We start from the raw sequence: 20,458 nt of genomic DNA, 5'->3' as shown, positions 1-20,458 counted from the left end.
GACTAGGCACCCAGCCAACAAAGTCAACTATCCTGACCTATTGTAACAAAACCCGGTGACCGGGCGTCCTTGAACCGCCCCCAAATACGTGGTCATATGACTTGACCAATTCCGGAACACCCCCATGCCTTTTCAGAAAATCCAGCCCGAAAAGCTGTCCATCGCGGTGGTAAAACAGATCGAGATGCTGATCCTGCGCGGTATCCTGCGGCCGGGTGAACGGCTTCCGGCAGAGCGTGAGCTGGCAGAGCGGCTGGGCGTATCGCGGCCTTCGCTGCGCGAGGCGATCTCGAACCTGCAGGATCAGGGGCTTCTGACTGCCAAGGCCGGATCAGGCATCTATGTGGCCGAGGTTCTGGGCTCGGCCTTTTCCCCGGCATTGGTCCGGTTGTTCGGCAGCCACGAAGAGGCGGTGTTCGACTATCTATCGTTCCGAAAGGACCTCGAGGGGCTGGCTGCCGAACGCGCCGCGCGGTTGGGATCAGACAGCGATCTGAAGGTCGTGCAGGCGATTTTCGACAAGATGCAGGCCGCCCATGAACGCAATGCTAGCGAGGATGAGGCGCAGCTGGACGCTCAGTTCCACATGGCCATCATCGAAGCCAGCCATAACGTGGTAATGCTGCACATGATGCGATCGATGTACGAACTGCTGCAGCAGGGCGTGTTCTACAACCGACAAATCATGTTCCAGCAGCAAACCACGCGCGGGGCCATTCTGGATCAGCACCGCGCCATCAACACCGCCCTGCAGGCTCGCGACCCCGAAGGTGCGCGGGACGCTATTCATCGGCATCTGGCGTTTGTTCAGCGGTGCATGGAAGATCATCAGAAAGCCCAGCGCAACGAAGCCATCGCGCAGCAACGGTTGCAGCACGAGACAGGCCAGACCTGATGTTCATCGGGCATTTACCGGGCGCCTATCTGGTCTTTCGGGCCGCCACGCCGAATGCTGGCAAAGCCGTCTTTGCTGCGGCAATGCTCGGCGCGATCGCACCGGATCTGGACATGCTTTGGTTCTATCTGATCGATGATCGCGCACATCACCACCACGCATACCTCACACATCGCCCGGTATTGTGGGCAGGGGTTGTGTTGGCGGGATTAATCACCGGATGGCGCTGGCCCCCGGCGGGGCGTGTCGTGGCGTTCTTTGGGGCCGGTGGACTGGTCCATATGGCACTGGATTCCATCGTCGGAGAAATCGCCTGGCTTTGGCCGTTTTCGGAGTTTTCCCACCCGCTCGTGACCGTCGAGGCCACACACTCGCACTGGATACTCTCGTTTCTCAACCACTGGACATTCATGGTCGAGATCGGGATCACCGTTCTGGCCCTAATCGTGTTCTTCTCTGGCAGAAACAGATCAGCCCGCACCGGCTAAGGTCAGATTTGGGCATATCGGTTCAACCTGAGCGTCGTTCCGGGCAAAAAGCCTGCCCCAAAAATGGCAAACCCGGCAGAAATCTACCGGGTCGCACAAAGTTCATACTGCGCAAAGCTTAGTGAAGTTTTGCGTCCACGTCGGCAATCGCCGAGTCGATCAGCTTGTTCGCCTGCGCCGCCGTCATCTGTTTGGCCAGAACCGCGTTGGCCGCCGAAACAGCTACGGTGATGGCCTGATCACGGACTTCCTTGACCGCCGAAGCCTCGGCCGATGCGATCTGGTCCTGCGCAGCCGCCAGACGGCGTGCAATGGATTTTTCCAGATCGGCCTTGGCCTGTTCAGCAGCCAGAGCTGCGTCGTCTTTCGCGGCTGCCACGATGGCGTCCGCCTGCGTCTGCACTTCGCGCTGCTTGCGCTCGTACGAGGCCAGCAGGCTGCGCGCTTCTTCGTGCAGGGCGCGGGCTTCGTCCAGTTCGGACTTGATGCCTTCGGCACGGTTGTCCAGCGCACCACCGATCATGCCCGGGACCTTGAAGTAGAACAGGACCGCGATGAAGACGATGAAGCCCAGCAGGACCACAAAGTCGGTGTTGCCAAGCGAAAAGAACGGGCCGCTTGCGGCAAATGCCGGGCTGGCTGCGCCGACAGTCAGGATAAGAGCAAGAGTGTTCCGCATGTCACTTATCCTTTCATCTGCGCGTCAACGGCACTGTCGATGGCTTTGGCATCCGCCTCGCCGCCCAGTGCGGTAACCAGTTCAGCCGCCGTATCCTTGGCAACCACTTGAATGCTTTCCAGCGCACCGGCACGGATATCGGCAATTGCCTTTTCCGATTCAGCCGCCTTTGCAGCGATTTCCGCATCCGCCTTGGCAATCGCGTCATCCAGACCAGACTGGATTTCGGCGCGTGCTTCGGCAGCGATACGCTGCGCTTCGGCACGGGCATCGGCCAGCGCCTTGTTATAGGCCTCTTCGGCCTCGACCGCCTTGGCCTTCAGATCTTCGGCCGCAGCCAGGTCATTTGTAATGGTCCCCTGACGTTCAGCCAGGATTGCCGCGATGCGGGGCAGAGCCACGCGAGACAGGACCAGAAAGATGACGACCAGCGTGATGACCAGCCAGAAAATCTGGTTGGGGAACCAATCGAAGCAGAGCTGCGGCATCCCGATGGCAGAGCCATGCGAGTCGACGCACGCGCCTACTACTTCTTCGCTAATGGGTTCAGTCGCCATGATGTCCTCCGTCGGAACGTTGTCTTTACAACAGGTGGGCCGCTATGGCTTGGGCCCACCTGCGCGTAAGGATCAGGTTCCGCAGATTAGACGGCGAACATCAGCAGCAGCGAGACCAGGAATGCGAAGATGCCCAGCGCTTCTGCGAATGCGATACCGATGAAGAGGGTTGCGGTCTGCGAAGCAGCCGCCGAAGGGTTGCGCAGGGCGCCGGCCAGGAAGTTGCCTGCAACGTTGCCCACCCCGATTGCGGCTGCGCCGGAACCGATTGCTGCCAGGCCTGCGCCGATGTGTGCGAGATCGCCTTCCATGATGTATCTCCTTACGAATTGGAAGTTTCGATGTTGGGGTATCGGACCTTAGTGCGAAGGATGCAGCGCATCTTTCAGATAAACACAGGTCAGAATGGTGAATACGTAGGCTTGGATAAAGGCCACCAGGACCTCAAGACCGTACATTGCGGTGATCGCCAGAACCGACACGGGCGAGATCACCGCGATCGCGGCGAAGCCTGCGAAAACCTTGATAACCGCGTGGCCTGCCATGACGTTACCGGCAAGACGAATGGAGTGGCTGACCGGGCGCACGAAGTACGAGATCAGCTCGATAATCGCCAGGATCGGGCGCAGCGCCAGCGGCGCGCTGGAGACCCAGAACAGGCCCAGGAACGCGGCGCCGTTCTTGACAAAACCCAGAATGGTCACCGTCAGGAACACGGCCAGCGCCAGCGGGATGGTGACCGCAAAATGCGACGTTGTGGTGAACGAGGTCGGGATCAGGCCCAGGAAGTTCGCGCTGACGATGAACATGAACAGGGTCATGACATAGGGGAAGAACTTAACGCCTTCCTTGCCGCAGATGTCTTCCAGCATCTTGTAGATGAAGCCGTAGGTCAGCTCCGCGATCGACTGCATCCGGGTCGGAACGATGGCGCGCTTCGAGGTGCTGAGGACCAGCAGACCGATGATGGCCAGGATCGCAAAGAACAGCCACAGGGTCACGTTGGTCGGCGTGTACCAGGCAATCTCACCACCAAACAGAGGTTTGACGATGAACTGATCCATCGGGTGGAATACCAGGCTGCTGCCTTCTGCTGCGGTGGTCTCAGTTGCCACGTTCAGTCCCTCTCGTCCTTCTCAGCAGCCGTCGCTGCCGTTTGTTTCTCTTGAACCTCTTTCGCGCTGCGGAGCATAACCTTCACGCCCGCGACAAGGCCCAGCAATGTGAACAGCACCAGAAAGATCGGGATTGTCCCGAGCAGGCTGTCCAGCCCGTATCCGATGCCAAATCCGATCCCCAGACCGGATACCATTTCGATGACCATCCTCCAGGCAAGCTCGCCGCCCGAGACGTCAGCGTCCGCGCGGGGTTTCGGGGCCTTGGCCTTTTTCGCCGCCTCGATCTTGGCCTCCAGCTGCGCCATACGCTGCTTTTGGTCGTCATCGGTCACGGGCGTTTCCCTCGCACAGTCTTGGGCACGGTGCTAAGGGGGGAAAGGCGCAGAGTCAACGGCGTTGAGCGCCCGAATTGCCGCATGTTAAGATGCTGTTTTTTAATTAGTTTTCGCTAACAGAGATGCAGGAATGCAGCATCTTGTTCCTTAGGCACAGTTCAAATGTATTGAATCCGCATATTCAACCAAATGGTTGACCAAACCTGGGCGCTGTGGTTCAGCGGAGGCATGTCCAACGACCTCGACACCGTATTCGCCGCCCTCGCCGACCCCACGCGCCGCGCCATTCTGGCGATGCTGCTCGAGGATGACATGGCCGTGACCGATGTGGCCGAACCGTTCGAGATGTCGCTGGCGGCGATCTCGAAACATCTGGTCATCCTGACCAAAGCCGGGCTGATCAGCCAGGAGAAACGCGGCCGGGTGAAATGGTGCAAGCTGGAACCCGACGCCCTGCGTGCGGCGTCGGTCTGGATGCAGGGGTTCGGACAGTTCGAACCGGTCAATCTGGATGCGTTCGAACGGTTTCTGGAAATCGAACTGCCCGCGGCGGACGACCCCTGAGTCTAACGCACCACGAAAACCGAGACCTTGGCGTGATTGGCCAGGTATCCGGCGTGGCTTGAAAAGATATAGTCGGTGATCCTCGGCGCATGGGTGCCTGCGACAATCAGGTCGGCACCGATTTCTTCGGCGGCGCGGGCCAGGTCGCCATCGACCTCAGCTGCAACATCGACCGAGTGGATATTCAGGTAAGCGACTTCCGTTCCGCTGTTCGTGGCAAGCTGGTCAGCGAAGGCGCGCAGGTCGTCGTTGATTGCGGCATCCGTCTGAACCGGATCACCGGGTTGGCTTCCCGTCACGCTCACAATTGTAATCTTGGCACCCTGCCACTTGGCAACCTCGGCCGCGACATCAGCGGCTTTACGAACCTCTGGCGGAAGATGCAGGTCAACGGGGAACATGATGTGAGTGTACATGGCGAATTCCTCCTTAACCCAAAGTATAGAGATTTTCGCATGTATCGGCCTTGATCTGCCTCAACGGGCGGCATGCGCCGAATACCGACTATCCTTCTTGGCTGTATTCAAGACCGGTGATGACGCCGAACGGGTCCGCCAGACACAACCACGGCGCCTGCGCACCGACAACAGATATCGTTGTTACTGACCCTGTTGGTTCGGTCTTGGTGGCAATCGCAGAAACATCCTCTGGCCGCACCCCGGTTTCGGCGGAAACAAGCGCCTCGCAACTGCCGTGCAGGTCCGTTTCGTAGCTTTTGAAATGTGGATCGGGCGGGGTGCAGGCGGACAAACCCGCCGCCGCGATCAGAATGAATGCTGGTCTCATCATCTCATGCCTGTTTATTGCCTGCCTCTGACGCTGGCACAATTTCAGGGGAAGGCAAGCTTCATTCAGGCACCGGGTTCGTTGTGCCACGCTGTTCTTCGGATTTCAGCAGCAGCACAAGCGCGATGACGGTCAGGATTGCGCCCACAACAACCAAAAGCGGAGGCGGCGTCTGCCCCAACGCGATTTCCCACAGGATCACCCAGCTGGGCGTCAGGTAGGTATAGGCCATCACCTTGGCCGAGGGCAGCCGCAGCGTCGCAAACTGCACCAGAACAAAACTGGCCGCCGTGGCAAAGATCGAGACATAAAGCAGCCCCACCCAGACGATCAGCGGCAAGTTGGCCCAATCGGTCGCCCGGATGTCGGACCAACCAAAAAGCGTTAGCAGAACGCAACCCGCGACCAGAGTGCCAAAGGTGAACACCACCGCCGGTTCGCCCCGGTTCAGCTTGCGCACCATCGGCGTGTAGATCGCGTGCGCCACACAGCCCCAGAAATAGATGATCTCGCCGCCTCCGATCTGGAACGCGGTAAAAGCCTGCCAATCCGCGCGAAAAATGACCCAGAGCGCCCCCACGGCACCCACCGTCAGGGCAAGGGCCATCCGGGGCGTCGTGATCTGCCGCAGCAGCACCCAGCCCGCCACCGCCGACATTACCGGGGTCAGCGTGAACACGGCGGCCGCGCTGACCGGGGGTGCGGTCTTCAGGCCGTGGAACATCAGAACGAAATAGCCGGCAAACAGCCCGCCCAGCACCAGATAGCGCCACGGCGCCTGCGCCGCGCTGCGCGGCAGGCCGGTGGTCATCAGTGCCGCAATCCCGATCACAACCGCCGCAATCAGAAAACGCGCCGCCGTGATTGCCTCGGGCGCGATCTGGTTGGCGACCAACGAGCCCAGCGAAAAGCTACCCGCCACCAAGGCCGAAAACACAAGCATGGCCAGATGGCCCTGTGCTTGGGGGGTCACGCCAGCCAGCCTTTGGATTGATCCTTCAGGTATGTCAGAAAGCTCTGCACCTTGGTGGTGCGGTGCAGATCCACATGGGTCACCAGCCACAGGTTCCCGAACCATTCCGGCAGCGGATCGATCACCTCGATCAGATTCGGGTCGCGGGCGGCCTCCCAGCGGGCCATGAAGCCGATCCCGGCACCGGACAAAACCGCCTCGCGGATGCAAAAATTGTTGGTACAGCGAAAGGTGATATTCTCGGCCGGAACCGTCGCGCGCAACCATCGGGAAAACGGAGCGCGGCTGTTTTCGTCGTCGGTGCTGACAAAGTGGTGATTGGCGAAGTCCTCAATATTGGCGGGCTTCCCGTTGCGCTCCACGTAGGCGGTGCTGGCAAACAGGCCGACCTCTTGCGTGATAAAGGGCTGCACCACATTGTCCGGCTGATCCGGGGCCGACCCCGCCCGAATGGCCACATGGGCCTCGCCATATTCCAGGCGAAACAGGCGGTCTCCGGTCAGGTAGCGCACGATCAGGCCCGGGTGCAGGCGCTGAAACTCGCTGAGCACCGGCACCACCAGCGGCGCCAGCGACGACAGAGACGTCACGACCAGCTCACCCGAAACGTCATCGCCACGCCCCTTCATCCGTCCGACCAGTTGGTTGAACTGATCCTCGGTCGCCTGCGCCACGCGCAGCAGGTCCTCTCCGGCTTCGGTGGGGGTGTAGCCGCGCGCGTGGCGCTGGAACAGCTTGACGCCCAGCCGCGCCTCGATCGCGTCGATGTGGCGGATCACGGTGGCATGGTGCACGCCCAGCACCTCGGCCGCGCCACTGACAGTGCCCATGCGGGCCACCTGATAAGCGGTTCTGACTTCGTCCCAATTGTCCAAGGCGTCACCTTACTGTGCAAATTCCAACATCAACTGTTGATGTATCCGAGTTTTGTTCATGTACGCAACATCCATATTGGGCGCAGACGAGAATTCCCTATCCAAAAGGACCAAGTGAAATGACTAAAACCATCCTGCATATTGATGCCTCGGCCCGCCGCGAAGGGTCTGCCACCCGCGATCTGTCCGACCGCATCGTCAAGCATCTGGGCGCTGCGCGCATCATCCGCCGTGATCTGGCCAGCCCCCTTCCCCTGCTGACCGAGGACTGGATCAATGCCAATTTCACCCCCGCCGATCAGCGGGACGAGACCCAGCGCGATCAACTGGCGCTGTCGGATACGCTGGTGAATGAACTGCAGAAGGCTGATACTATCGTCGTCGGTCTGCCGATCTATAACTTCTCGGTGCCTGCGGCGTTCAAAGCGTGGATTGATCTGGTGGCCCGCGTTGGCCTGACCTTTTCATACACCGAGAACGGCCCCAAGGGCCTGCTGGAGGACAAACGCGCGGTTCTGGCGATTGCTTCGGGCGGTACCGCGGTCGGGTCCGAGGTCGATTTCGCCACCAACTATGCCAAACACGTACTTGGTTTTATCGGCATTCATGATGTGGATGTTGTCGCCGCCGATCAGATGGCTCTGGATGCGGAAACCACGATGGCCAAAGCACAGAAAGCCGTCCTGGAACTGGCGGCCTGATCGCCTGCACCTTGAATGCCCGGCGCGCCCAGCCTGTTTTTGCAACGGCTGGGCGCACCTGTTCTTTGGCCTTGGATCAGGGCAGCCACATCACCTCACAGCCGACCTGGTCGAAGAACGCCATCAGATCAGCGCGCGCCATCGCAACAGTGCGGTCATTGACCAGAGGGTGCATGTAAATGACATCGGCCTGCTGCGCCGCACCATCCATAAAGAACCGCACATCGTTCTGCACCCCGTTGATCATCGCCAAAGGGCTGACCGCTCCGGGCCGGATACCGAGGTTCTGCAGCAGCCGATCCGCCGAGCCGAAGGACAGATTGCCCACCCCCAACTCCGCCCCCAGCGCCTTGAGGTCGATCTCGCGGCTTTGTTCCAGCGTCACCAGATAGTTCCGCTTTTTCTTGTCGCGCAGGTACAGGTTCTTCAGGCGCAGGGCGTTTTCGCCCGGCACCGTGAACTGATCTTCGACCGATTTCGAGTCCTCGACCGTGCGCAGCGGCACATGGGTATGCAGGCGATAGGCCAGCCCCCATTCGTCCAACTGCGCCAGCAGCGCATCAGAGCTGAGCGGTAGCGTGTCCTGAAAGGCGGATGATGCGTCCATGAGAGGCTCCTGATGATATCGCGTTGCTGATGCCGCCAAAGCCAGCCGGTTTCAAGGGCAGTCCGACCAGTCCGGCTTGACTATGGACAAAAACGGACATAATGAACCGCCCAACATCCGGAAGAGACGATCCTTCCGGTCCCTTGAGTCGTTCAGGGATCGCCCCCCACCAGCGAGTTTCGCCCGTGGGGGCAATTGTGTATTTAACCGGTGTTTCCTACCTAGGAAGTGCCACCAGATAACCGGCTAAGGAGGCCGAAGGCATGTTTGAAAATCTATCCGAACGCCTTTCCGGCGTCTTTGACCGGCTGACCAAACAGGGTGCTCTGTCCGAAGAAGACGTCAAGACCGCTCTGCGTGAGGTCCGGGTTGCGCTGCTTGAGGCCGACGTCTCGCTGCCGGTGGCCCGCGAATTCGTCAAGAAGGTCCAGGAACAGGCGACCGGTCAGGCTGTCACCAAGTCGATCACCCCCGGTCAGCAGGTCGTCAAGATCGTGCATGACGCGCTGGTCGATACCCTGCGTGGCGAGGAAGACCCCGGCAAGCTGAAGATCGACAACCCACCTGCCCCAATCCTGATGGTCGGTCTGCAGGGCTCGGGTAAAACGACCACCACCGGTAAGCTGGCGAAACGTCTGAAAGAGAAAGAGGGCAAAAAGGTCCTGATGGCCTCGCTCGACGTCTATCGCCCGGCGGCAATGGATCAGTTGGCCGTTCTGGGCACGCAGGTCGGCGTGGATACTCTGCCGATCGTTCCCGGTCAGAAGCCTGTCGATATCGCCAAACGTGCCAAGCAGCAGGCGACGCTGGGCGGCTATGACGTCTACATGCTGGATACCGCGGGCCGCCTGCATATCGACGAAGTCCTGATGGACGAGGTCGAGCAGGTCCGCAACGCGGTCGACCCGCGTGAAACCCTGCTGGTCGTCGACGGTCTGACCGGTCAGGTCGCCGTTGAAGTGGCCGAGGAGTTTGACGCCAAGGTCGGCATCTCGGGCGTGGTTCTGACCCGGATGGACGGCGACGGGCGCGGCGGTGCGGCGCTGTCGATGCGCGCCGTTACCGGCAAGCCGATCCGCTTTGTCGGTCTGGGCGAAAAGATGGACGCGCTCGAAACCTTCGAGCCGGACCGGATCGCCGGTCGTATTCTGGGCATGGGCGACATCGTTGCTCTGGTCGAAAAGGCCCAGGAAACGATGGAGATGGAACAGACCGAGCGCATGATGAAGCGCATGGTCAAGGGTCAGTTCAACATGAACGACCTGAAAATGCAGCTGGAACAGATGATCCAGATGGGCGGCATGCAGGGCATGATGGGCATGATGCCCGGCATGAACAAGATGGCCAAGCAGATGGATCAGGCGGGTCTCGACGACAAAATCCTGCGCCAGCAGATCGCCCTGATCCAGTCGATGACCAAACGCGAACGCGCCAATCCGCAGTTGCTGCAGGCCAGCCGCAAGAAACGGATCGCTGCGGGTTCGGGGATGGAGGTCAGCGACCTCAACAAGCTGCTCAAGATGCACCGGCAGATGTCGGATATGATGAAGAAGATGGGCAAGATGGGCAAAGGCAAGATGCTGAAGCAGGCCATGAAGGGCATGTTCGGCAAAGGCGGCCCTTCGCCCGAGGAGATGGCCGCAGGCATGGACCCCAAGGCGCTGGAACAGGCGGCCAAGGCGATGGGCGGCAAGATGCCCGGTATGCCCGGCATGGGCGGCGGCATGGCCCTGCCTCCGGGCCTCAGCGGGTTTGGGAAGAAAAAGTGAACCCGATCACCGATCATATCCCCCGGCTTGAGACCGAGCGCCTGATCCTGCGCGCGCCCTCCGAGGCTGATCTGGACGCGGATGCGGAATTCTTCGCCAGCGATGCTGCGAAGTATGTCGGCGGGCCTCTGCGCCGGGACGAAACGTGGCGGATCATTGCTCTACATTTTGGTCATTGGGCTCTGCGCGGCTATGGGTATTGGAGCGTCGATGAAAAAGACACCGGCACCTATGTTGGCCGCATCGGCCTGTGGTTTCCCGAAGGATGGCCCGAGCCCGAGGTCGGCTGGACGCTGATGAACCATGCCACCGGCAAAGGCTATGCGACCGAGGCGGCATTGGCGGCGCGCACTCACGCTTATGACATTCTGGGCTGGGAAACCGCGATCTCGCTGATCGACCCGGACAACGGCGCCAGCAAAGCCGTAGCCAAAAGGTTGGGCGCCCAGTTCGACTATCATTATGAACACCCGAAATTCGGCACCACCGAGATCTGGCGTCACCCGGCGCCCGGCGATCTGGTGAATGGCGGCATGGAGGCCTACGCATGACCAACCCCGTGACACAGGCTGCAACGCTGCTGAAAGAGCATCGCGAAAGCATCGACCGGCTGGACGCGATCCTTGTCTATACGCTGGGCGAGCGTTTCAAGCACACGCAGGCTGTTGGCAAGCTCAAGGCCGCACACGACCTTCCCCCGTCCGATCCCACGCGCGAGGCTGCGCAGATCGCACGGCTAGAAGACCTGGCGAAACAGGCCAATCTGGACCCTGACTTCGCCAAGGCTTTTCTGAATTTCATCATTCAGGAAGTCATCCGACACCACCGGAAACATCAGGAATAATCATCCGTTTCCACGAATACCAAGAATAACCGGGCACTTCCCGGCTCAAACAAAGACACGCCTCTGGCGTGATGCCATCCAAAGGAGATACCACCATGGCAATGAAAATTCGTCTCGCCCGCGGCGGCTCGAAAAAGCGTCCCTTCTACCGCATCGTGGCTGCTGACAGCCGCATGCCCCGCGACGGCCGTTTCATCGAGAAACTGGGCACCTACAACCCGCTGCTGCCGAAAGACAGCGAAGAGCGCGTGAAAATGAACATGGAGCGCATCCAATACTGGCTGGATCAGGGCGCACAGCCCACCGACCGTATCGCACGTATGCTGGAAGCTGCCGGCACCCGTGAAAAAGCCGAGCGTAACAACCCCAACAAGGGTACCCCGGGCAAGAAAGCTCAGGAACGCGCAGAGGAAAAAGCTGCAAAGGCTGCTGAAGCGGCCGAAGCTGCTGCTGCACCGGCTGAAGAAGCGGCTGCCGAAGAATAAGCAGGCGGGCGCGTGCAGGATCAGACTTTCACCGACGATTTCCGCACGCAGTTCGACCTGTTGATGCGGCTCCGGCGCGATGTGCGCCGGTTCCGCACCGACGCGATAGACGAGGCAGTGCTGGCGCGCTGCCTCGACGCGTTTCGACTGGCCCCCTCGGTGGGGCTGAGCGAACCCTGGCGCGTGATCCGCGTCGAAAGCGAGGCCGCACGGGCGGCGGCGCTGAAAAATTTCCAAACCGCAAATGCCGAAGCCCTGGCCGGATACTCCGGCGAGAAAGCGCAGCTTTACAGCGGCCTGAAACTGTCGGGGATGCAAGAGGCCCCGGTGCAACTGGCCGTGTTCTGCGACGATGCCACCGACAAGGGGCAAGGTCTGGGCGCGGGCACCATGCCCGAGGCACGCCGCTATTCCGTCGTTTCGGCCATTACATTGTTCTGGCTGACCCTGCGCACGCACGGGCTGGGTTTGGGCTGGGTGTCCATTCTGGACCCAGACCAGATGGCCCGCGATCTGGATGTGCCGGAAAACTGGCGTCTGGTCGGCTATTTCTGCGTCGGCTGGCCCGAGGAGCTGTCGGACACGCCCGAACTGGAACGCGTCGGCTGGGAATGCCGCGACGACACCCTGACGGTTGAGGTGCGATAGACAGATGTTCGGATTGATACGACTTCCCATCCTGCTGCTGATCGCATTTATTGTGGGCGTGTTCTTTGAACGCAGCAACCAGCGCGAGGCCTGCGCCGCGCGGGGCGACTGGCAGGATGGGCTATGTGTGACGGTGGATGGGCCAAATGAGTGATCTGATCTGCGTCGGCAGCATTGCGGGTTCTTACGGCGTGCGCGGCGAAGTGCGCCTGAAAAGCTATTGCGCCGTACCCGAAGATATCGAGACGTATTCTCCGCTGACCGACGAGGCCGGCGCCCAGCGCTATCCCCTGGTCCTGACCCGTTCGATCAAGAACGGGTTCGCCGCACGGCTGGGCGGGATCGAGACCAAGGAAGAGGCCGACGCGCTGAAAGGCCTGCGCCTGTTTGCCCGGCGCGATCAGCTGCCCTCGCTGCCCGATGATGAATTCTATCACACCGACCTGATCGGGCTTGAGGTCTATGATACTGGCGGCACCCTTCTGGGCCGGATCAAATCGGTGCAGAACCACGGCGCAACCGACCTGCTGGAACTGCACGGGCCGGGCCTGAAAGCCACCGTTCTGCTGCCCTTCACGCTTGAGGCCGTTCCGACCGTTGATCTGGACAAGGGCCGCATCATCGCCGATCCGCCCGAAGGGCTTATCTGATGCGCCGCGTCCTGCTGCATCTGGGCCTGCACAAGACAGGAACCACAGCGGCACAGTCTTTCCTATATGACAATCGCGAGCTGATCTGGCCCCATTTCGCGCTGGTGCTGCCCTATCGCACGCGCAAATCCGGCCTGTCGCGGGCGGCGACCAACCACTCGGTCTATGGAACCGTCGGTACGCTGTCCGAATTTGGCACGCAGGTGCGCGACTTTTTGGACTCGATCGATTTTGGCGACAAACGCGGCCTGATCGTCAGCGAGGAAAACTTTGCCGGTTTGCGCCCCAGCCGTAACATCGAAAACGGCTATGCAACCGCGCCAGAGCTTGCGGCCTGTCTGGTGGATGCCATCCGCCATCGTTTCTCCGGGCAAGAGGTCGAAATTACCATCTACCTGTCGCTGCGCCAACGCGGCGGCTGGCTGCGCAGCCTTTGGGCGCATGATCTGGAGCGCATCCGCCAGGTGCATGATTACGAAGCCTTTCGATCGAACATGGATCACCTGCCACCCTTGCAGGATACCGTGGATCAGATCCGGGACAGGCTGCCATCGGTCACCGTTACCGCCGAATGGCTTGAGGAACTGCAGTTGCGCCGCTATGGCCCCGGCACCCCGTTTGCCGAGTATCTGGACCTGCCCCGTGACAAGGCCAAGCTGCTGGTGCAGCCCACCAAGGTCAACAGTCGCCTGCCCGAGGACGTGCTGGTCGAATTGCTGGACCTGAACCGCTCGCGCTTGGACGAGGCTGCTCTGATCGAACAGAAGAAAGCGATTATTGAACGCGCGAAAGGCGCTTTGATCGGCACGACATGACTGACAAGCCTAGCAAATCCCACGGTCGCAAAGCGATCCGACCCACCCTGAAACCGCGTGAGTTGATGACGCCCACGCCCGATCTGCATGGGGTATGGAAGGCAAAGATCATCACGCTGTTTCCTTCAGCCTTTCCCGGTGTTTTGGGCGAAAGCCTGACCGGCAAAGCCCTGCAAGAAGGGTTGTGGCAGCTGGAAACCGTCGATCTGCGCCAGTTCGGCATCGGCAAGCACCGCAATGTGGATGACACCCCCGCAGGCGGGGGCGCAGGCATGGTCTTGCGCGCCGATGTGCTGGGCGAGGCGATCGAGCACACGATGGCCGGGATACAGGGCAACTGGCCGCTGATCTATCTCAGCCCCCGGGGCCGCCGGATGGACCAGCGCATGATGCAGAACCTAGCCCGCTGTGATGGCATGACCCTGCTGTGCGGCCGTTTCGAAGGCGTCGACGAACGCGTGCTGGAGCATTACGGCGTGCAAGAGGTTTCCTTAGGTGATTTTGTCATGACCGGCGGCGAGATCGCCGCGCAAGCGCTGATCGACGCGACGGTGCGGCTGATCCCCGGCGTGCTGGGCAATCAGGCCTCAGCCGAAGAGGAAAGCTTTTCCTCGGGCCTGCTGGAGCATCCGCAATACACCCGCCCCGCCGAGTGGAAAGGGCGCCCGATTCCCGACATCCTGATGTCTGGCCACCACGGGCGCATTGCCGACTGGCGGCACGAAATGTCGGAACAGATCACCCGCGAACGGCGTCCCGACCTGTGGGAGAGCTACAGAAAGGCGCGGGATTAACCCCCCGCCTTCCAGCGCGCCCAGATTTCCGGGTGGCCGTTGAACGTGTTGATATCCACCTTGCCCTGCACGCCCGGCACCAGCCCGGTGCCGGTGTACTGCCAGAACCGCCAGATCATGCCGGGGTAGACCTCACGCGGGTGTCCCGCGACCGAGCGCAACCAGAACTCGGTTTTAGGCAGACGTCCGATATCGGTTTCCTCGTAGAAATCAACCGTCGTATAGATGATGGGCCGACGACCATAATGGCGCTCCAGAATGTCGAGGAACCGCTGCGCCTCGGCACGGACCTTGCGGCCATCGGGACGTAGCCTGCAGGTCTTGGAATGCGGGGTCCACTCCATATCCAGCACATGCGGCAGGTCGGCGCCCTTGGGCACGTTCTGAATGAACCACCGCGCCTGCTCATGCGCCGGGCGGCAGAAATAGTAATAGTGATACGCGCCCCAAGGCACCCCAGCCGCCTGCGCGCCGCGCCGGTGGTCGTCGAACATGGGGTCGGCCACGTCACCGCCCTCGGTCGCCTTGATGAACACGAAACTGACGCCCGACGCCCTGGCCCGGCGCCAGTCGATCGGCCCCTGCCAGCGCGACACGTCCAGCCCGTGCACAGGGTAATGGCCGGGATGCCGCCCGTCCCAGTCATGCGGGTCGGCATCGCCAAAGGCCGGGTAGATGACCGCAGGCGACGTGGTGTCCAGAAAAGCTTTGGCCTCGACCTGTTGGGGCGGAGGGGTGCTGCGACCGCAGGACAGGGTCGCAAAGGCCAGAACGGCCAGCATCAACGCAATGCGCATGATCCATTCCTGTTGTAAATTTCTGCTCTTGTAATTGCCTCCAGAATGCCTGATCGGTCGCACAAGGCAACGGCGTAGTTTGCGGACAGCGGAATCTTACCGTTCCCCCCGCAATCCATGACGATTCAGGCTTGATCCCCGTCCGCAAATTCCTTAAACGACGGCAATCCGGTGCCGCGAAACGCGACTCCGGTGTTTTGGTTTGCATCATGGCGCAGCGCTCGGCTTTCTTCGGTCACGGCGTGTCAGGGCGGACCGAACCAAAGGAACATTCGATCTGACCTCTGGCGGGCTGCACGCAGGACCCGGTGAAGACCAAGAGCTCTCAGCCCGTGCCCAAACTTCGTGGACCAACCACGAGCAGATAGGAGTAACTGCGATGGACCTGATCGCACAGCTTGAGGCGGAACAGATTGCCGCCCTGGGGAAAGACATCCCCGATTTCAAAGCCGGTGACACCATCCGTGTCGGCTTTAAAGTGACCGAAGGGTCGCGCACCCGTGTGCAGAACTACGAAGGCGTCTGCATCGCGCGCAAAGGCGGCAACGGCATCGCCGGTTCGTTCACCGTCCGCAAAATTTCGTTTGGCGAAGGCGTGGAGCGTGTGTTCCCGCTGCATTCGACCAACATCGACAGCATCACCGTTGTCCGCCGTGGCCGCGTCCGTCGCGCCAAACTGTACTATCTGCGCACCCGTCGTGGTAAATCCGCACGTATCGCAGAGGTCACCAACTACAAGCCCAAGGCTGGCGCCGAGGCGTAAGGAGCGGAAAGATGAAAAAAGACATCCATCCCGATTATCACGTCATCAACGTCAAAATGACCGATGGCACCGTGGTTCAGATGAAATCCACCTGGGGCGCCGAAGGCGACCAGCTGGCTCTGGAAATCGACCCCTCCTCGCACCCCGCGTGGACCGGTGGCTCGTCGCGCCTGATGGACGCCGGCGGCCGCGTGTCGAAGTTCAAGAAGAAATACGAAGGTCTGGGCTTCTAAGCCTGACCCGTTTGAAATGCGAAAGGCCGTCCCTCGGGGCGGCCTTTTTCCTTGTATGATTGAAAGACTGCACGTCATTTCCACGAAAGCCGGGGAAGATAGCGCATCGCTGACACCGATCCCGTCAAGGGCTGGTGGATTCTATTTTTGGCGGTAACATAGACCAAGCTACGACGGAGACCCCAAAATGCCCCAGTACAATGACATGATCGAGCTTTCGGTAGAGGACATGGACCTGATCGAAACGGCGTTGCGTGGCTCGGTCGCCTCGTTGTCGCAGGCTGCGATGGATGAGGACGAAGGTGGCCATACGGACCGCGAAGAGACTCTGCGCCGTATTCACGATCTTCTGGGCAAACTGCACGATCAGAAGGTTTTCTACCGCCCGAAAGATGGGGTGTATCTCGGGGGTTAAGCCCCGGCAGGACCAAAGCGCATTTACCGAGGGCCGCGCGTTAGTTCCGCCGCGCTGTGCACCGGTGGCACAGGCCCGCGCAGCAACATCAATGCCAGGGCCATTCCGATCAGCGCCGCAACCGCTGCGACCAGCATGGCGCTGTCAAAGGCGTTATCCTGCAAATCCCGCAGCGCCTTGGCCAAGGCGGTTCCGGCTGTTGGGTCCATCCCGGCAATCTGCTGTTGTATCTGGCTGGGCGTACCGTGGGTCAGCGCGTGGGCCAGATCCTCGCGCTGGGTTGATCCTGCGGGCAGCGCGTCAATGACTTCGGACAGGCCCCGGCGTTTGGTGATGGATTCAGCAAGCCCTCCGACCACGGCCCCCAGGGTGGCGCCGAAATACAGGCAGGCGTTGATCACACCCGAGCCCTGACCCACATGCTCCTCGGGCAGCAGACGCAGGCCGAGGCGGGGTAGCAGCGAAAAGCAGACGCCCAAACCGATGCCGACAATCAGCAGCTTCCACCAGATTTCGGCATATTGCGTGGTGTTCGTGGTCGTCATCAGCAACAGGAACCCGCAGGCCATCGCGCCAAGTCCAATCGCAACCGGCCATTGAAAGCTGTAGGGTGCCAGAAACCGCGGCGCGGTGACCGAGATGACAAACATGCTGAGGCTCAGCGGCATGATCGCCAACCCCGCACCGATTGACGAATACCCGAATGCGTCCGGCGACTGCACGAAAGTGTTGAAATAGACAAAGAAGCAAAACAGCGTGAAGCCAGTAAAGAACATTCCTGCCGCGGCCATGAAATAGCGCGGGTGGCGGAAATATCGCAGTTCGATCAGCGGGTCTGCGGCGCGGCGGGAAACGATGACGAGAACAACCGTTGCCACCGCTGCAATGGCAAGCGGCACCAGCGTAAGCGGCGTGGCCCAACCCCCACTTTCCCCGTTGCTGAGCGCAAAGGATAGCGGTCCAAGGAACAACAGGATGGCAACTGCCCCCGGATAATCGAATTTTGCCCCGGCAAGCCGAGTGTCCGGAACATATTTCCGCTTGCTGACATGCAGTCCAATGGCAAAGGCCAACGCCAGCAGCAGCAGGTCAACTGCAAAAACCGCGCGCCAACTGACATAGTGGCCGAAGGCCCCGCCGACGATTGGCCCGACACCGATGGCAAGGCCAACGATTGCGCCCCAGGCCCCGGTGACGCTGGCGCGTTGTTCTTCTGGCGTGGCGGCGGTCAGCAGCGACAGAGAGGTTCCGAACAACGCGGCCGCCCCTGCCCCCTGCGCACCGCGTCCAAACAGCAGCATCGCTCCATCCTGGGCAAACAGGACCGAGGCCGACCCGATGGCAAAGACGACCATACCAAAGAAAAACACGCCCATCTTGCCTGTGATATCGCCCAGCCGGCTGACGATGGTGACAAGCGTGGCACTGGCCACCGTATAGGTCGCCATCACCCACTGCAGCCCGGACGGAGTCAGATCGAACTCGGCCTTGAGGTTGGGCAGGATGGTTGCGACAGCGGTGGTATTGAACCCCACGACCATCATGCAGATCGCGGTCATTGCCAGCACCACACGGGCGCGGGCCTGCGGGGTCACATCTTCCGAGGTCTCGTCACGCATCGAATTGCCCTCAAACTATGGCTGATTAACGCAATTATTCAGCAGTTTAGCGATTTTTACCTCTGCGCATAGAGTGCGTTTCAGATCCAGTAAGACAGCGCAAATGGCAGCACGATGATGGTGCTGAGCGTCGAGACCAGAATGAAGCCCGCCACATCCGACCCGTATTCCGGCACGTGCTGGTCGATGAACAGGTAGGTCGCCACCGAAGACGGCATCAGGCAACACAGGATCACCGCACCGCGTTCGGCGCCTGTAAAGCCGAACGCACAGACCAGACCGCTGGCGATCACGACCGCCATTACCAGATGCAGAACGGTCAGCATCACAGCCCGGCCCAGGCTCTGGATCTGCAACGTCGCCAGCGTGTGGCCCAGCGTCAGCAGCATCAGCGGGATCGACAGCCCCCCGAGAATGTCAAAGGATTTTGCCACCGGCTGCGGCAGGCTGTATCCGGTCGCCATCAGGATCAGCGAGATCACCACCGCATAGATGATCGGCGATGTGGCGAGTTTCTTCGGTGAAAATTCCCCGGCCGGTATCCACATCCCTACAGTGAAGATGCTGATCAGCACGACCACCACGAAACCCATCGTATAGGCCATCCCCGCATTGCCCAGCGCCAACAGGGTAATTGGCAATCCGATATTGCCGACATTCCCGTGCATCAACGGCGTCAGAAATGCACGCACCGGCAGACGCATCGCCTTCAGGGCAACAAGCCCCAAAACCCCAAACCCGGCAATCGCCAACGCGGCGGCGGCCATCACATCCAGAAACGTACCCACGGCGATCTTGGTGGTGGACAGGTGCGAAATGATCAGCGTTGGATACCCCACGCGCGAGACAAGCCCGCCGATCACCTTGTTGTCGAAGGGTGCCTTGATCAACGCCAGGCAATAGCCGATCCCGGCGCAGATCAGCACCGGCAGGACCACGTTCAGAACGTTCAGAAACAGATGGTCCAACGGCTGCCCCTATCACGATTCCCTGCGCCTGACAGTGAATCAGGGCGCCGCATTTGACAAGCGCCCAGCCTAACCCGCCCGCACGCCTTGGTTTTCCAAATTAGAGCCTGATATCACCGACTGAGGTTCTTCCCTTCCCGCATTCCACAACATATAGTGGCTCACAACAACGTGTGGGCAAGCACGGCGGGACATGGGAATACAGGCATGGCACATATCATCGTAGTGGGGAACGAGAAGGGCGGCGCAGGCAAATCGACCGTGTCGATGCATGTGGCCACCGCTCTGGCGCGGCTTGGGCATAAGGTCAGTACACTGGACCTTGACCTGCGGCAGCGCAGCCTTGGGCGCTATTTCGAAAACCGCGGCAACTTCATGAACGGTGCGGAAGCACGGCTGCCCAGCCCGCGCCACCATGACCTGCCCGAGATCGACGCAAGCAAGCTGAAACCCGGTGAGAACATCTATGACCACCGCCTGTCCGCTGCGGTCGCCGAGTTGGAAAGCGACAGCGACTTTATCCTGATCGACTGCCCCGGCTCACACACTCGCCTCAGCCAGGTGGCACATTCTCTGGCCGATACGCTGATCACGCCGCTGAACGACAGTTTCATCGATTTCGACCTGCTGGCGCGGATCGATTCAAAGGGCGAGAAAATCCTCGGCCCGTCAGTCTATTCCGAAATGGTCTGGAATGCGCGGCAGCTGCGCGCCCAAGCCGGGCTCAAACCCATCGACTGGGTCGTCGTACGCAACCGCGTCGGCACCCAGCGCATGGTCAACAAGGAAAAGATGCAGCGCGCGATCGAGATGCTGTCGCAGCGCATCGGCTTCCGCGTCGCTTCGGGCTTTTCCGAGCGTGTGATTTTCCGCGAACTGTTCCCACGGGGCCTGACCTTGCTGGACCTCAAGGATATCGGTGTCAAACAGCTGAACATCTCGAACATCGCCGCGCGGCAGGAGCTGCGTGACATGATGAAAGAACTGAACCTCCCGGGCGTCGAGATCGATTTTTAAGGGGTTTTGCGCGCCCCTGCCCGTGCAACACCGCTGCTAAGCTCCCGCACCTTGCCCTTGTGC

30 protein-coding genes are annotated in these 20,458 nt (G+C 60.5%); 17 read left to right on the top strand and 13 right to left on the bottom strand.

Going from position 1 to position 20,458, the window contains the following annotated elements; all coding sequences use genetic code 11:
- Nucleotides 1-124: 124 nt before the first annotated feature.
- Complete coding sequence (locus tag ACR0NT_RS13710) at nt 125-895, top strand: FCD domain-containing protein (protein ID WP_170447961.1); 771 nt, start codon at nt 125-127, stop codon at nt 893-895.
- On the top strand, nt 895-1,383 hold the full coding sequence (locus ACR0NT_RS13705; RefSeq protein ID WP_170674079.1) for a metal-dependent hydrolase: 489 nt from the start codon (nt 895-897) through the stop codon (nt 1,381-1,383). The genes ACR0NT_RS13710 and ACR0NT_RS13705 overlap by 1 nt, the downstream gene beginning before the upstream one ends.
- A 118-nt stretch (nt 1,384-1,501) precedes the next feature.
- On the opposite strand, the gene ACR0NT_RS13700 is transcribed toward ACR0NT_RS13705, so the two are convergent.
- The 5 genes from ACR0NT_RS13700 to ACR0NT_RS13680 form a co-directional block, all read right to left on the bottom strand.
- A complete protein-coding gene (locus tag ACR0NT_RS13700) occupies nt 1,502-2,062 on the bottom strand; it encodes a F0F1 ATP synthase subunit B (RefSeq protein WP_170447956.1) in 561 nt (186 codons plus the stop codon).
- Nucleotides 2,063-2,067: 5 nt separating this feature from the next.
- Nucleotides 2,068-2,619: a F0F1 ATP synthase subunit B' gene (locus ACR0NT_RS13695; protein ID WP_170447955.1), complete on the bottom strand. Its 552-nt coding sequence runs from the start codon at nt 2,617-2,619 to the stop codon at nt 2,068-2,070.
- A gap of 86 nt (nt 2,620-2,705) precedes the next feature.
- A complete protein-coding gene (locus tag ACR0NT_RS13690; protein ID WP_005981269.1) occupies nt 2,706-2,930 on the bottom strand; it encodes a F0F1 ATP synthase subunit C in 225 nt (74 codons plus the stop codon).
- A gap of 48 nt (nt 2,931-2,978) precedes the next feature.
- Nucleotides 2,979-3,734, bottom strand: a complete 756-nt coding sequence (locus ACR0NT_RS13685; protein ID WP_170674081.1) for a F0F1 ATP synthase subunit A — start codon at nt 3,732-3,734, stop codon at nt 2,979-2,981.
- Nucleotides 3,735-3,736: 2 nt separating this feature from the next.
- Nucleotides 3,737-4,069 (bottom strand): AtpZ/AtpI family protein, encoded by a 333-nt coding sequence (locus ACR0NT_RS13680; protein WP_152457046.1) that lies wholly within the window; start codon nt 4,067-4,069, stop codon nt 3,737-3,739.
- Between the two features lie 231 nt (nt 4,070-4,300).
- On the opposite strand from ACR0NT_RS13680, the gene ACR0NT_RS13675 reads away from it, so the two are divergent.
- Nucleotides 4,301-4,636 (top strand): metalloregulator ArsR/SmtB family transcription factor, encoded by a 336-nt coding sequence (locus tag ACR0NT_RS13675; RefSeq protein ID WP_170674268.1) that lies wholly within the window; start codon nt 4,301-4,303, stop codon nt 4,634-4,636.
- A gap of 2 nt (nt 4,637-4,638) precedes the next feature.
- On the opposite strand, the gene ACR0NT_RS13670 is transcribed toward ACR0NT_RS13675, so the two are convergent.
- The 4 genes from ACR0NT_RS13670 to ACR0NT_RS13655 all read right to left on the bottom strand — a co-directional run bounded on the left by ACR0NT_RS13670 (nt 4,639) and on the right by ACR0NT_RS13655 (nt 7,270).
- Complete coding sequence (locus ACR0NT_RS13670) at nt 4,639-5,052, bottom strand: universal stress protein (RefSeq protein ID WP_170447949.1); 414 nt, start codon at nt 5,050-5,052, stop codon at nt 4,639-4,641.
- A gap of 88 nt (nt 5,053-5,140) precedes the next feature.
- Entirely contained in the window at nt 5,141-5,422 is a 282-nt protein-coding gene (locus tag ACR0NT_RS13665) for a hypothetical protein (protein WP_480443229.1), read from the bottom strand.
- A 61-nt stretch (nt 5,423-5,483) separates the two neighbouring features.
- Complete coding sequence (locus ACR0NT_RS13660; protein ID WP_170447945.1) at nt 5,484-6,395, bottom strand: DMT family transporter; 912 nt, start codon at nt 6,393-6,395, stop codon at nt 5,484-5,486.
- Nucleotides 6,392-7,270, bottom strand: coding sequence for a LysR family transcriptional regulator (locus ACR0NT_RS13655; protein WP_170447943.1), 879 nt, complete (start codon nt 7,268-7,270; stop codon nt 6,392-6,394). Before ACR0NT_RS13655 ends, ACR0NT_RS13660 begins: the two co-directional genes overlap by 4 nt.
- Nucleotides 7,271-7,389: 119 nt before the next feature.
- On the opposite strand from ACR0NT_RS13655, the gene ACR0NT_RS13650 reads away from it, so the two are divergent.
- Nucleotides 7,390-7,971 (top strand): NAD(P)H-dependent oxidoreductase, encoded by a 582-nt coding sequence (locus ACR0NT_RS13650; protein ID WP_170447941.1) that lies wholly within the window; start codon nt 7,390-7,392, stop codon nt 7,969-7,971.
- 76 nt (nt 7,972-8,047) lie between these two features.
- On the opposite strand, the gene ACR0NT_RS13645 is transcribed toward ACR0NT_RS13650, so the two are convergent.
- Nucleotides 8,048-8,578: a prolyl-tRNA synthetase associated domain-containing protein gene (locus ACR0NT_RS13645; protein WP_170447939.1), complete on the bottom strand. Its 531-nt coding sequence runs from the start codon at nt 8,576-8,578 to the stop codon at nt 8,048-8,050.
- 263 nt (nt 8,579-8,841) lie between these two features.
- Between ACR0NT_RS13645 and ffh the strand changes: the two genes are divergently transcribed.
- From ffh to trmD, 9 genes are all read left to right on the top strand, one after another.
- Complete coding sequence (gene ffh, locus ACR0NT_RS13640; RefSeq protein ID WP_170674083.1) at nt 8,842-10,347, top strand: signal recognition particle protein; 1,506 nt, start codon at nt 8,842-8,844, stop codon at nt 10,345-10,347.
- The gene (locus tag ACR0NT_RS13635) at nt 10,344-10,898 is read left to right on the top strand and encodes a GNAT family N-acetyltransferase (RefSeq protein ID WP_170674085.1); all 555 of its coding nucleotides are present in this window, start codon (nt 10,344-10,346) and stop codon (nt 10,896-10,898) included. Before ffh ends, ACR0NT_RS13635 begins: the two co-directional genes overlap by 4 nt.
- On the top strand, nt 10,895-11,191 hold the full coding sequence (locus ACR0NT_RS13630) for a chorismate mutase (RefSeq protein WP_170447932.1): 297 nt from the start codon (nt 10,895-10,897) through the stop codon (nt 11,189-11,191). Before ACR0NT_RS13635 ends, ACR0NT_RS13630 begins: the two co-directional genes overlap by 4 nt.
- 95 nt (nt 11,192-11,286) lie before the next feature.
- Nucleotides 11,287-11,676, top strand: a complete 390-nt coding sequence (gene rpsP, locus ACR0NT_RS13625; protein ID WP_170388164.1) for a 30S ribosomal protein S16 — start codon at nt 11,287-11,289, stop codon at nt 11,674-11,676.
- Between the two features lie 12 nt (nt 11,677-11,688).
- On the top strand, nt 11,689-12,324 hold the full coding sequence (bluB, locus tag ACR0NT_RS13620) for a 5,6-dimethylbenzimidazole synthase (protein ID WP_170674087.1): 636 nt from the start codon (nt 11,689-11,691) through the stop codon (nt 12,322-12,324).
- A 13-nt stretch (nt 12,325-12,337) separates the two neighbouring features.
- Entirely contained in the window at nt 12,338-12,478 is a 141-nt protein-coding gene (locus ACR0NT_RS13615; RefSeq protein ID WP_170447784.1) for a hypothetical protein, read from the top strand.
- Nucleotides 12,471-12,974, top strand: a complete 504-nt coding sequence (gene rimM / locus ACR0NT_RS13610; protein WP_170674089.1) for a ribosome maturation factor RimM — start codon at nt 12,471-12,473, stop codon at nt 12,972-12,974. Before ACR0NT_RS13615 ends, rimM begins: the two co-directional genes overlap by 8 nt.
- Nucleotides 12,974-13,789: a hypothetical protein gene (locus tag ACR0NT_RS13605; protein ID WP_170674091.1), complete on the top strand. Its 816-nt coding sequence runs from the start codon at nt 12,974-12,976 to the stop codon at nt 13,787-13,789. Before rimM ends, ACR0NT_RS13605 begins: the two co-directional genes overlap by 1 nt.
- Nucleotides 13,786-14,583 (top strand): tRNA (guanosine(37)-N1)-methyltransferase TrmD, encoded by a 798-nt coding sequence (trmD, locus tag ACR0NT_RS13600; RefSeq protein ID WP_170674093.1) that lies wholly within the window; start codon nt 13,786-13,788, stop codon nt 14,581-14,583. The genes ACR0NT_RS13605 and trmD overlap by 4 nt, the downstream gene beginning before the upstream one ends.
- On the opposite strand, the gene ACR0NT_RS13595 is transcribed toward trmD, so the two are convergent.
- Nucleotides 14,580-15,380, bottom strand: coding sequence for a glycoside hydrolase family 25 protein (locus ACR0NT_RS13595; protein WP_170674095.1), 801 nt, complete (start codon nt 15,378-15,380; stop codon nt 14,580-14,582). The genes trmD and ACR0NT_RS13595 overlap by 4 nt on opposite strands.
- Before the next feature lie 379 nt (nt 15,381-15,759).
- Between ACR0NT_RS13595 and rplS the strand changes: the two genes are divergently transcribed.
- From rplS to ACR0NT_RS13580, 3 genes are all read left to right on the top strand, one after another.
- A complete protein-coding gene (gene rplS, locus ACR0NT_RS13590) occupies nt 15,760-16,143 on the top strand; it encodes a 50S ribosomal protein L19 (RefSeq protein ID WP_170447921.1) in 384 nt (127 codons plus the stop codon).
- An 11-nt stretch (nt 16,144-16,154) separates the two neighbouring features.
- A complete protein-coding gene (rpmE, locus tag ACR0NT_RS13585) occupies nt 16,155-16,376 on the top strand; it encodes a 50S ribosomal protein L31 (protein WP_170428949.1) in 222 nt (73 codons plus the stop codon).
- Between the two features lie 187 nt (nt 16,377-16,563).
- A complete protein-coding gene (locus ACR0NT_RS13580) occupies nt 16,564-16,791 on the top strand; it encodes a hypothetical protein (RefSeq protein WP_170674097.1) in 228 nt (75 codons plus the stop codon).
- A 23-nt stretch (nt 16,792-16,814) separates the two neighbouring features.
- Here ACR0NT_RS13580 and ACR0NT_RS13575 read toward each other — a convergent pair whose 3' ends face one another.
- Complete coding sequence (locus tag ACR0NT_RS13575) at nt 16,815-18,410, bottom strand: MFS transporter (RefSeq protein WP_170674098.1); 1,596 nt, start codon at nt 18,408-18,410, stop codon at nt 16,815-16,817.
- 80 nt (nt 18,411-18,490) lie between these two features.
- Nucleotides 18,491-19,378 (bottom strand): AEC family transporter, encoded by an 888-nt coding sequence (locus ACR0NT_RS13570; RefSeq protein WP_170447915.1) that lies wholly within the window; start codon nt 19,376-19,378, stop codon nt 18,491-18,493.
- A 207-nt stretch (nt 19,379-19,585) separates the two neighbouring features.
- Here ACR0NT_RS13570 and ACR0NT_RS13565 point away from each other — a divergent pair, with 207 nt between their 5' ends.
- On the top strand, nt 19,586-20,395 hold the full coding sequence (locus tag ACR0NT_RS13565) for a division plane positioning ATPase MipZ (protein ID WP_170447914.1): 810 nt from the start codon (nt 19,586-19,588) through the stop codon (nt 20,393-20,395).
- Nucleotides 20,396-20,458: the final 63 nt, after the last annotated feature.

This window comes from Ruegeria sp. AB10 (genome assembly GCF_056542745.1).
This window is presented reverse-complemented; position numbering and strand designations above follow the sequence as displayed.

Excerpts from the sequence above, each read along its gene's own strand:
- ACR0NT_RS13710 (WP_170447961.1), top strand. The coding sequence starts at position 125 with ATGCCTTTTCAGAAAATCCAGCCCGAAAAGCTGTCCATCGCGGTGGTA.
- ACR0NT_RS13705 (WP_170674079.1), top strand. The coding sequence starts at position 895 with ATGTTCATCGGGCATTTACCGGGCGCCTATCTGGTCTTTCGGGCCGCC.
- ACR0NT_RS13700 (WP_170447956.1), bottom strand. The coding sequence starts at position 2,062 with ATGCGGAACACTCTTGCTCTTATCCTGACTGTCGGCGCAGCCAGCCCG.
- ACR0NT_RS13695 (WP_170447955.1), bottom strand. The coding sequence starts at position 2,619 with ATGGCGACTGAACCCATTAGCGAAGAAGTAGTAGGCGCGTGCGTCGAC.
- ACR0NT_RS13690 (WP_005981269.1), bottom strand. The coding sequence starts at position 2,930 with ATGGAAGGCGATCTCGCACACATCGGCGCAGGCCTGGCAGCAATCGGT.
- ACR0NT_RS13675 (WP_170674268.1), top strand. The coding sequence starts at position 4,301 with ATGTCCAACGACCTCGACACCGTATTCGCCGCCCTCGCCGACCCCACG.
- ACR0NT_RS13670 (WP_170447949.1), bottom strand. The coding sequence starts at position 5,052 with ATGTACACTCACATCATGTTCCCCGTTGACCTGCATCTTCCGCCAGAG.
- ACR0NT_RS13665 (WP_480443229.1), bottom strand. The coding sequence starts at position 5,422 with ATGAGACCAGCATTCATTCTGATCGCGGCGGCGGGTTTGTCCGCCTGC.
- ACR0NT_RS13650 (WP_170447941.1), top strand. The coding sequence starts at position 7,390 with ATGACTAAAACCATCCTGCATATTGATGCCTCGGCCCGCCGCGAAGGG.
- ACR0NT_RS13645 (WP_170447939.1), bottom strand. The coding sequence starts at position 8,578 with ATGGACGCATCATCCGCCTTTCAGGACACGCTACCGCTCAGCTCTGAT.
- ffh (WP_170674083.1), top strand. The coding sequence starts at position 8,842 with ATGTTTGAAAATCTATCCGAACGCCTTTCCGGCGTCTTTGACCGGCTG.
- ACR0NT_RS13630 (WP_170447932.1), top strand. The coding sequence starts at position 10,895 with ATGACCAACCCCGTGACACAGGCTGCAACGCTGCTGAAAGAGCATCGC.
- rpsP (WP_170388164.1), top strand. The coding sequence starts at position 11,287 with ATGGCAATGAAAATTCGTCTCGCCCGCGGCGGCTCGAAAAAGCGTCCC.
- rimM (WP_170674089.1), top strand. The coding sequence starts at position 12,471 with ATGAGTGATCTGATCTGCGTCGGCAGCATTGCGGGTTCTTACGGCGTG.
- ACR0NT_RS13605 (WP_170674091.1), top strand. The coding sequence starts at position 12,974 with ATGCGCCGCGTCCTGCTGCATCTGGGCCTGCACAAGACAGGAACCACA.
- trmD (WP_170674093.1), top strand. The coding sequence starts at position 13,786 with ATGACTGACAAGCCTAGCAAATCCCACGGTCGCAAAGCGATCCGACCC.
- ACR0NT_RS13595 (WP_170674095.1), bottom strand. The coding sequence starts at position 15,380 with ATGCGCATTGCGTTGATGCTGGCCGTTCTGGCCTTTGCGACCCTGTCC.
- rplS (WP_170447921.1), top strand. The coding sequence starts at position 15,760 with ATGGACCTGATCGCACAGCTTGAGGCGGAACAGATTGCCGCCCTGGGG.
- rpmE (WP_170428949.1), top strand. The coding sequence starts at position 16,155 with ATGAAAAAAGACATCCATCCCGATTATCACGTCATCAACGTCAAAATG.
- ACR0NT_RS13580 (WP_170674097.1), top strand. The coding sequence starts at position 16,564 with ATGCCCCAGTACAATGACATGATCGAGCTTTCGGTAGAGGACATGGAC.
- ACR0NT_RS13575 (WP_170674098.1), bottom strand. The coding sequence starts at position 18,410 with ATGCGTGACGAGACCTCGGAAGATGTGACCCCGCAGGCCCGCGCCCGT.
- ACR0NT_RS13565 (WP_170447914.1), top strand. The coding sequence starts at position 19,586 with ATGGCACATATCATCGTAGTGGGGAACGAGAAGGGCGGCGCAGGCAAA.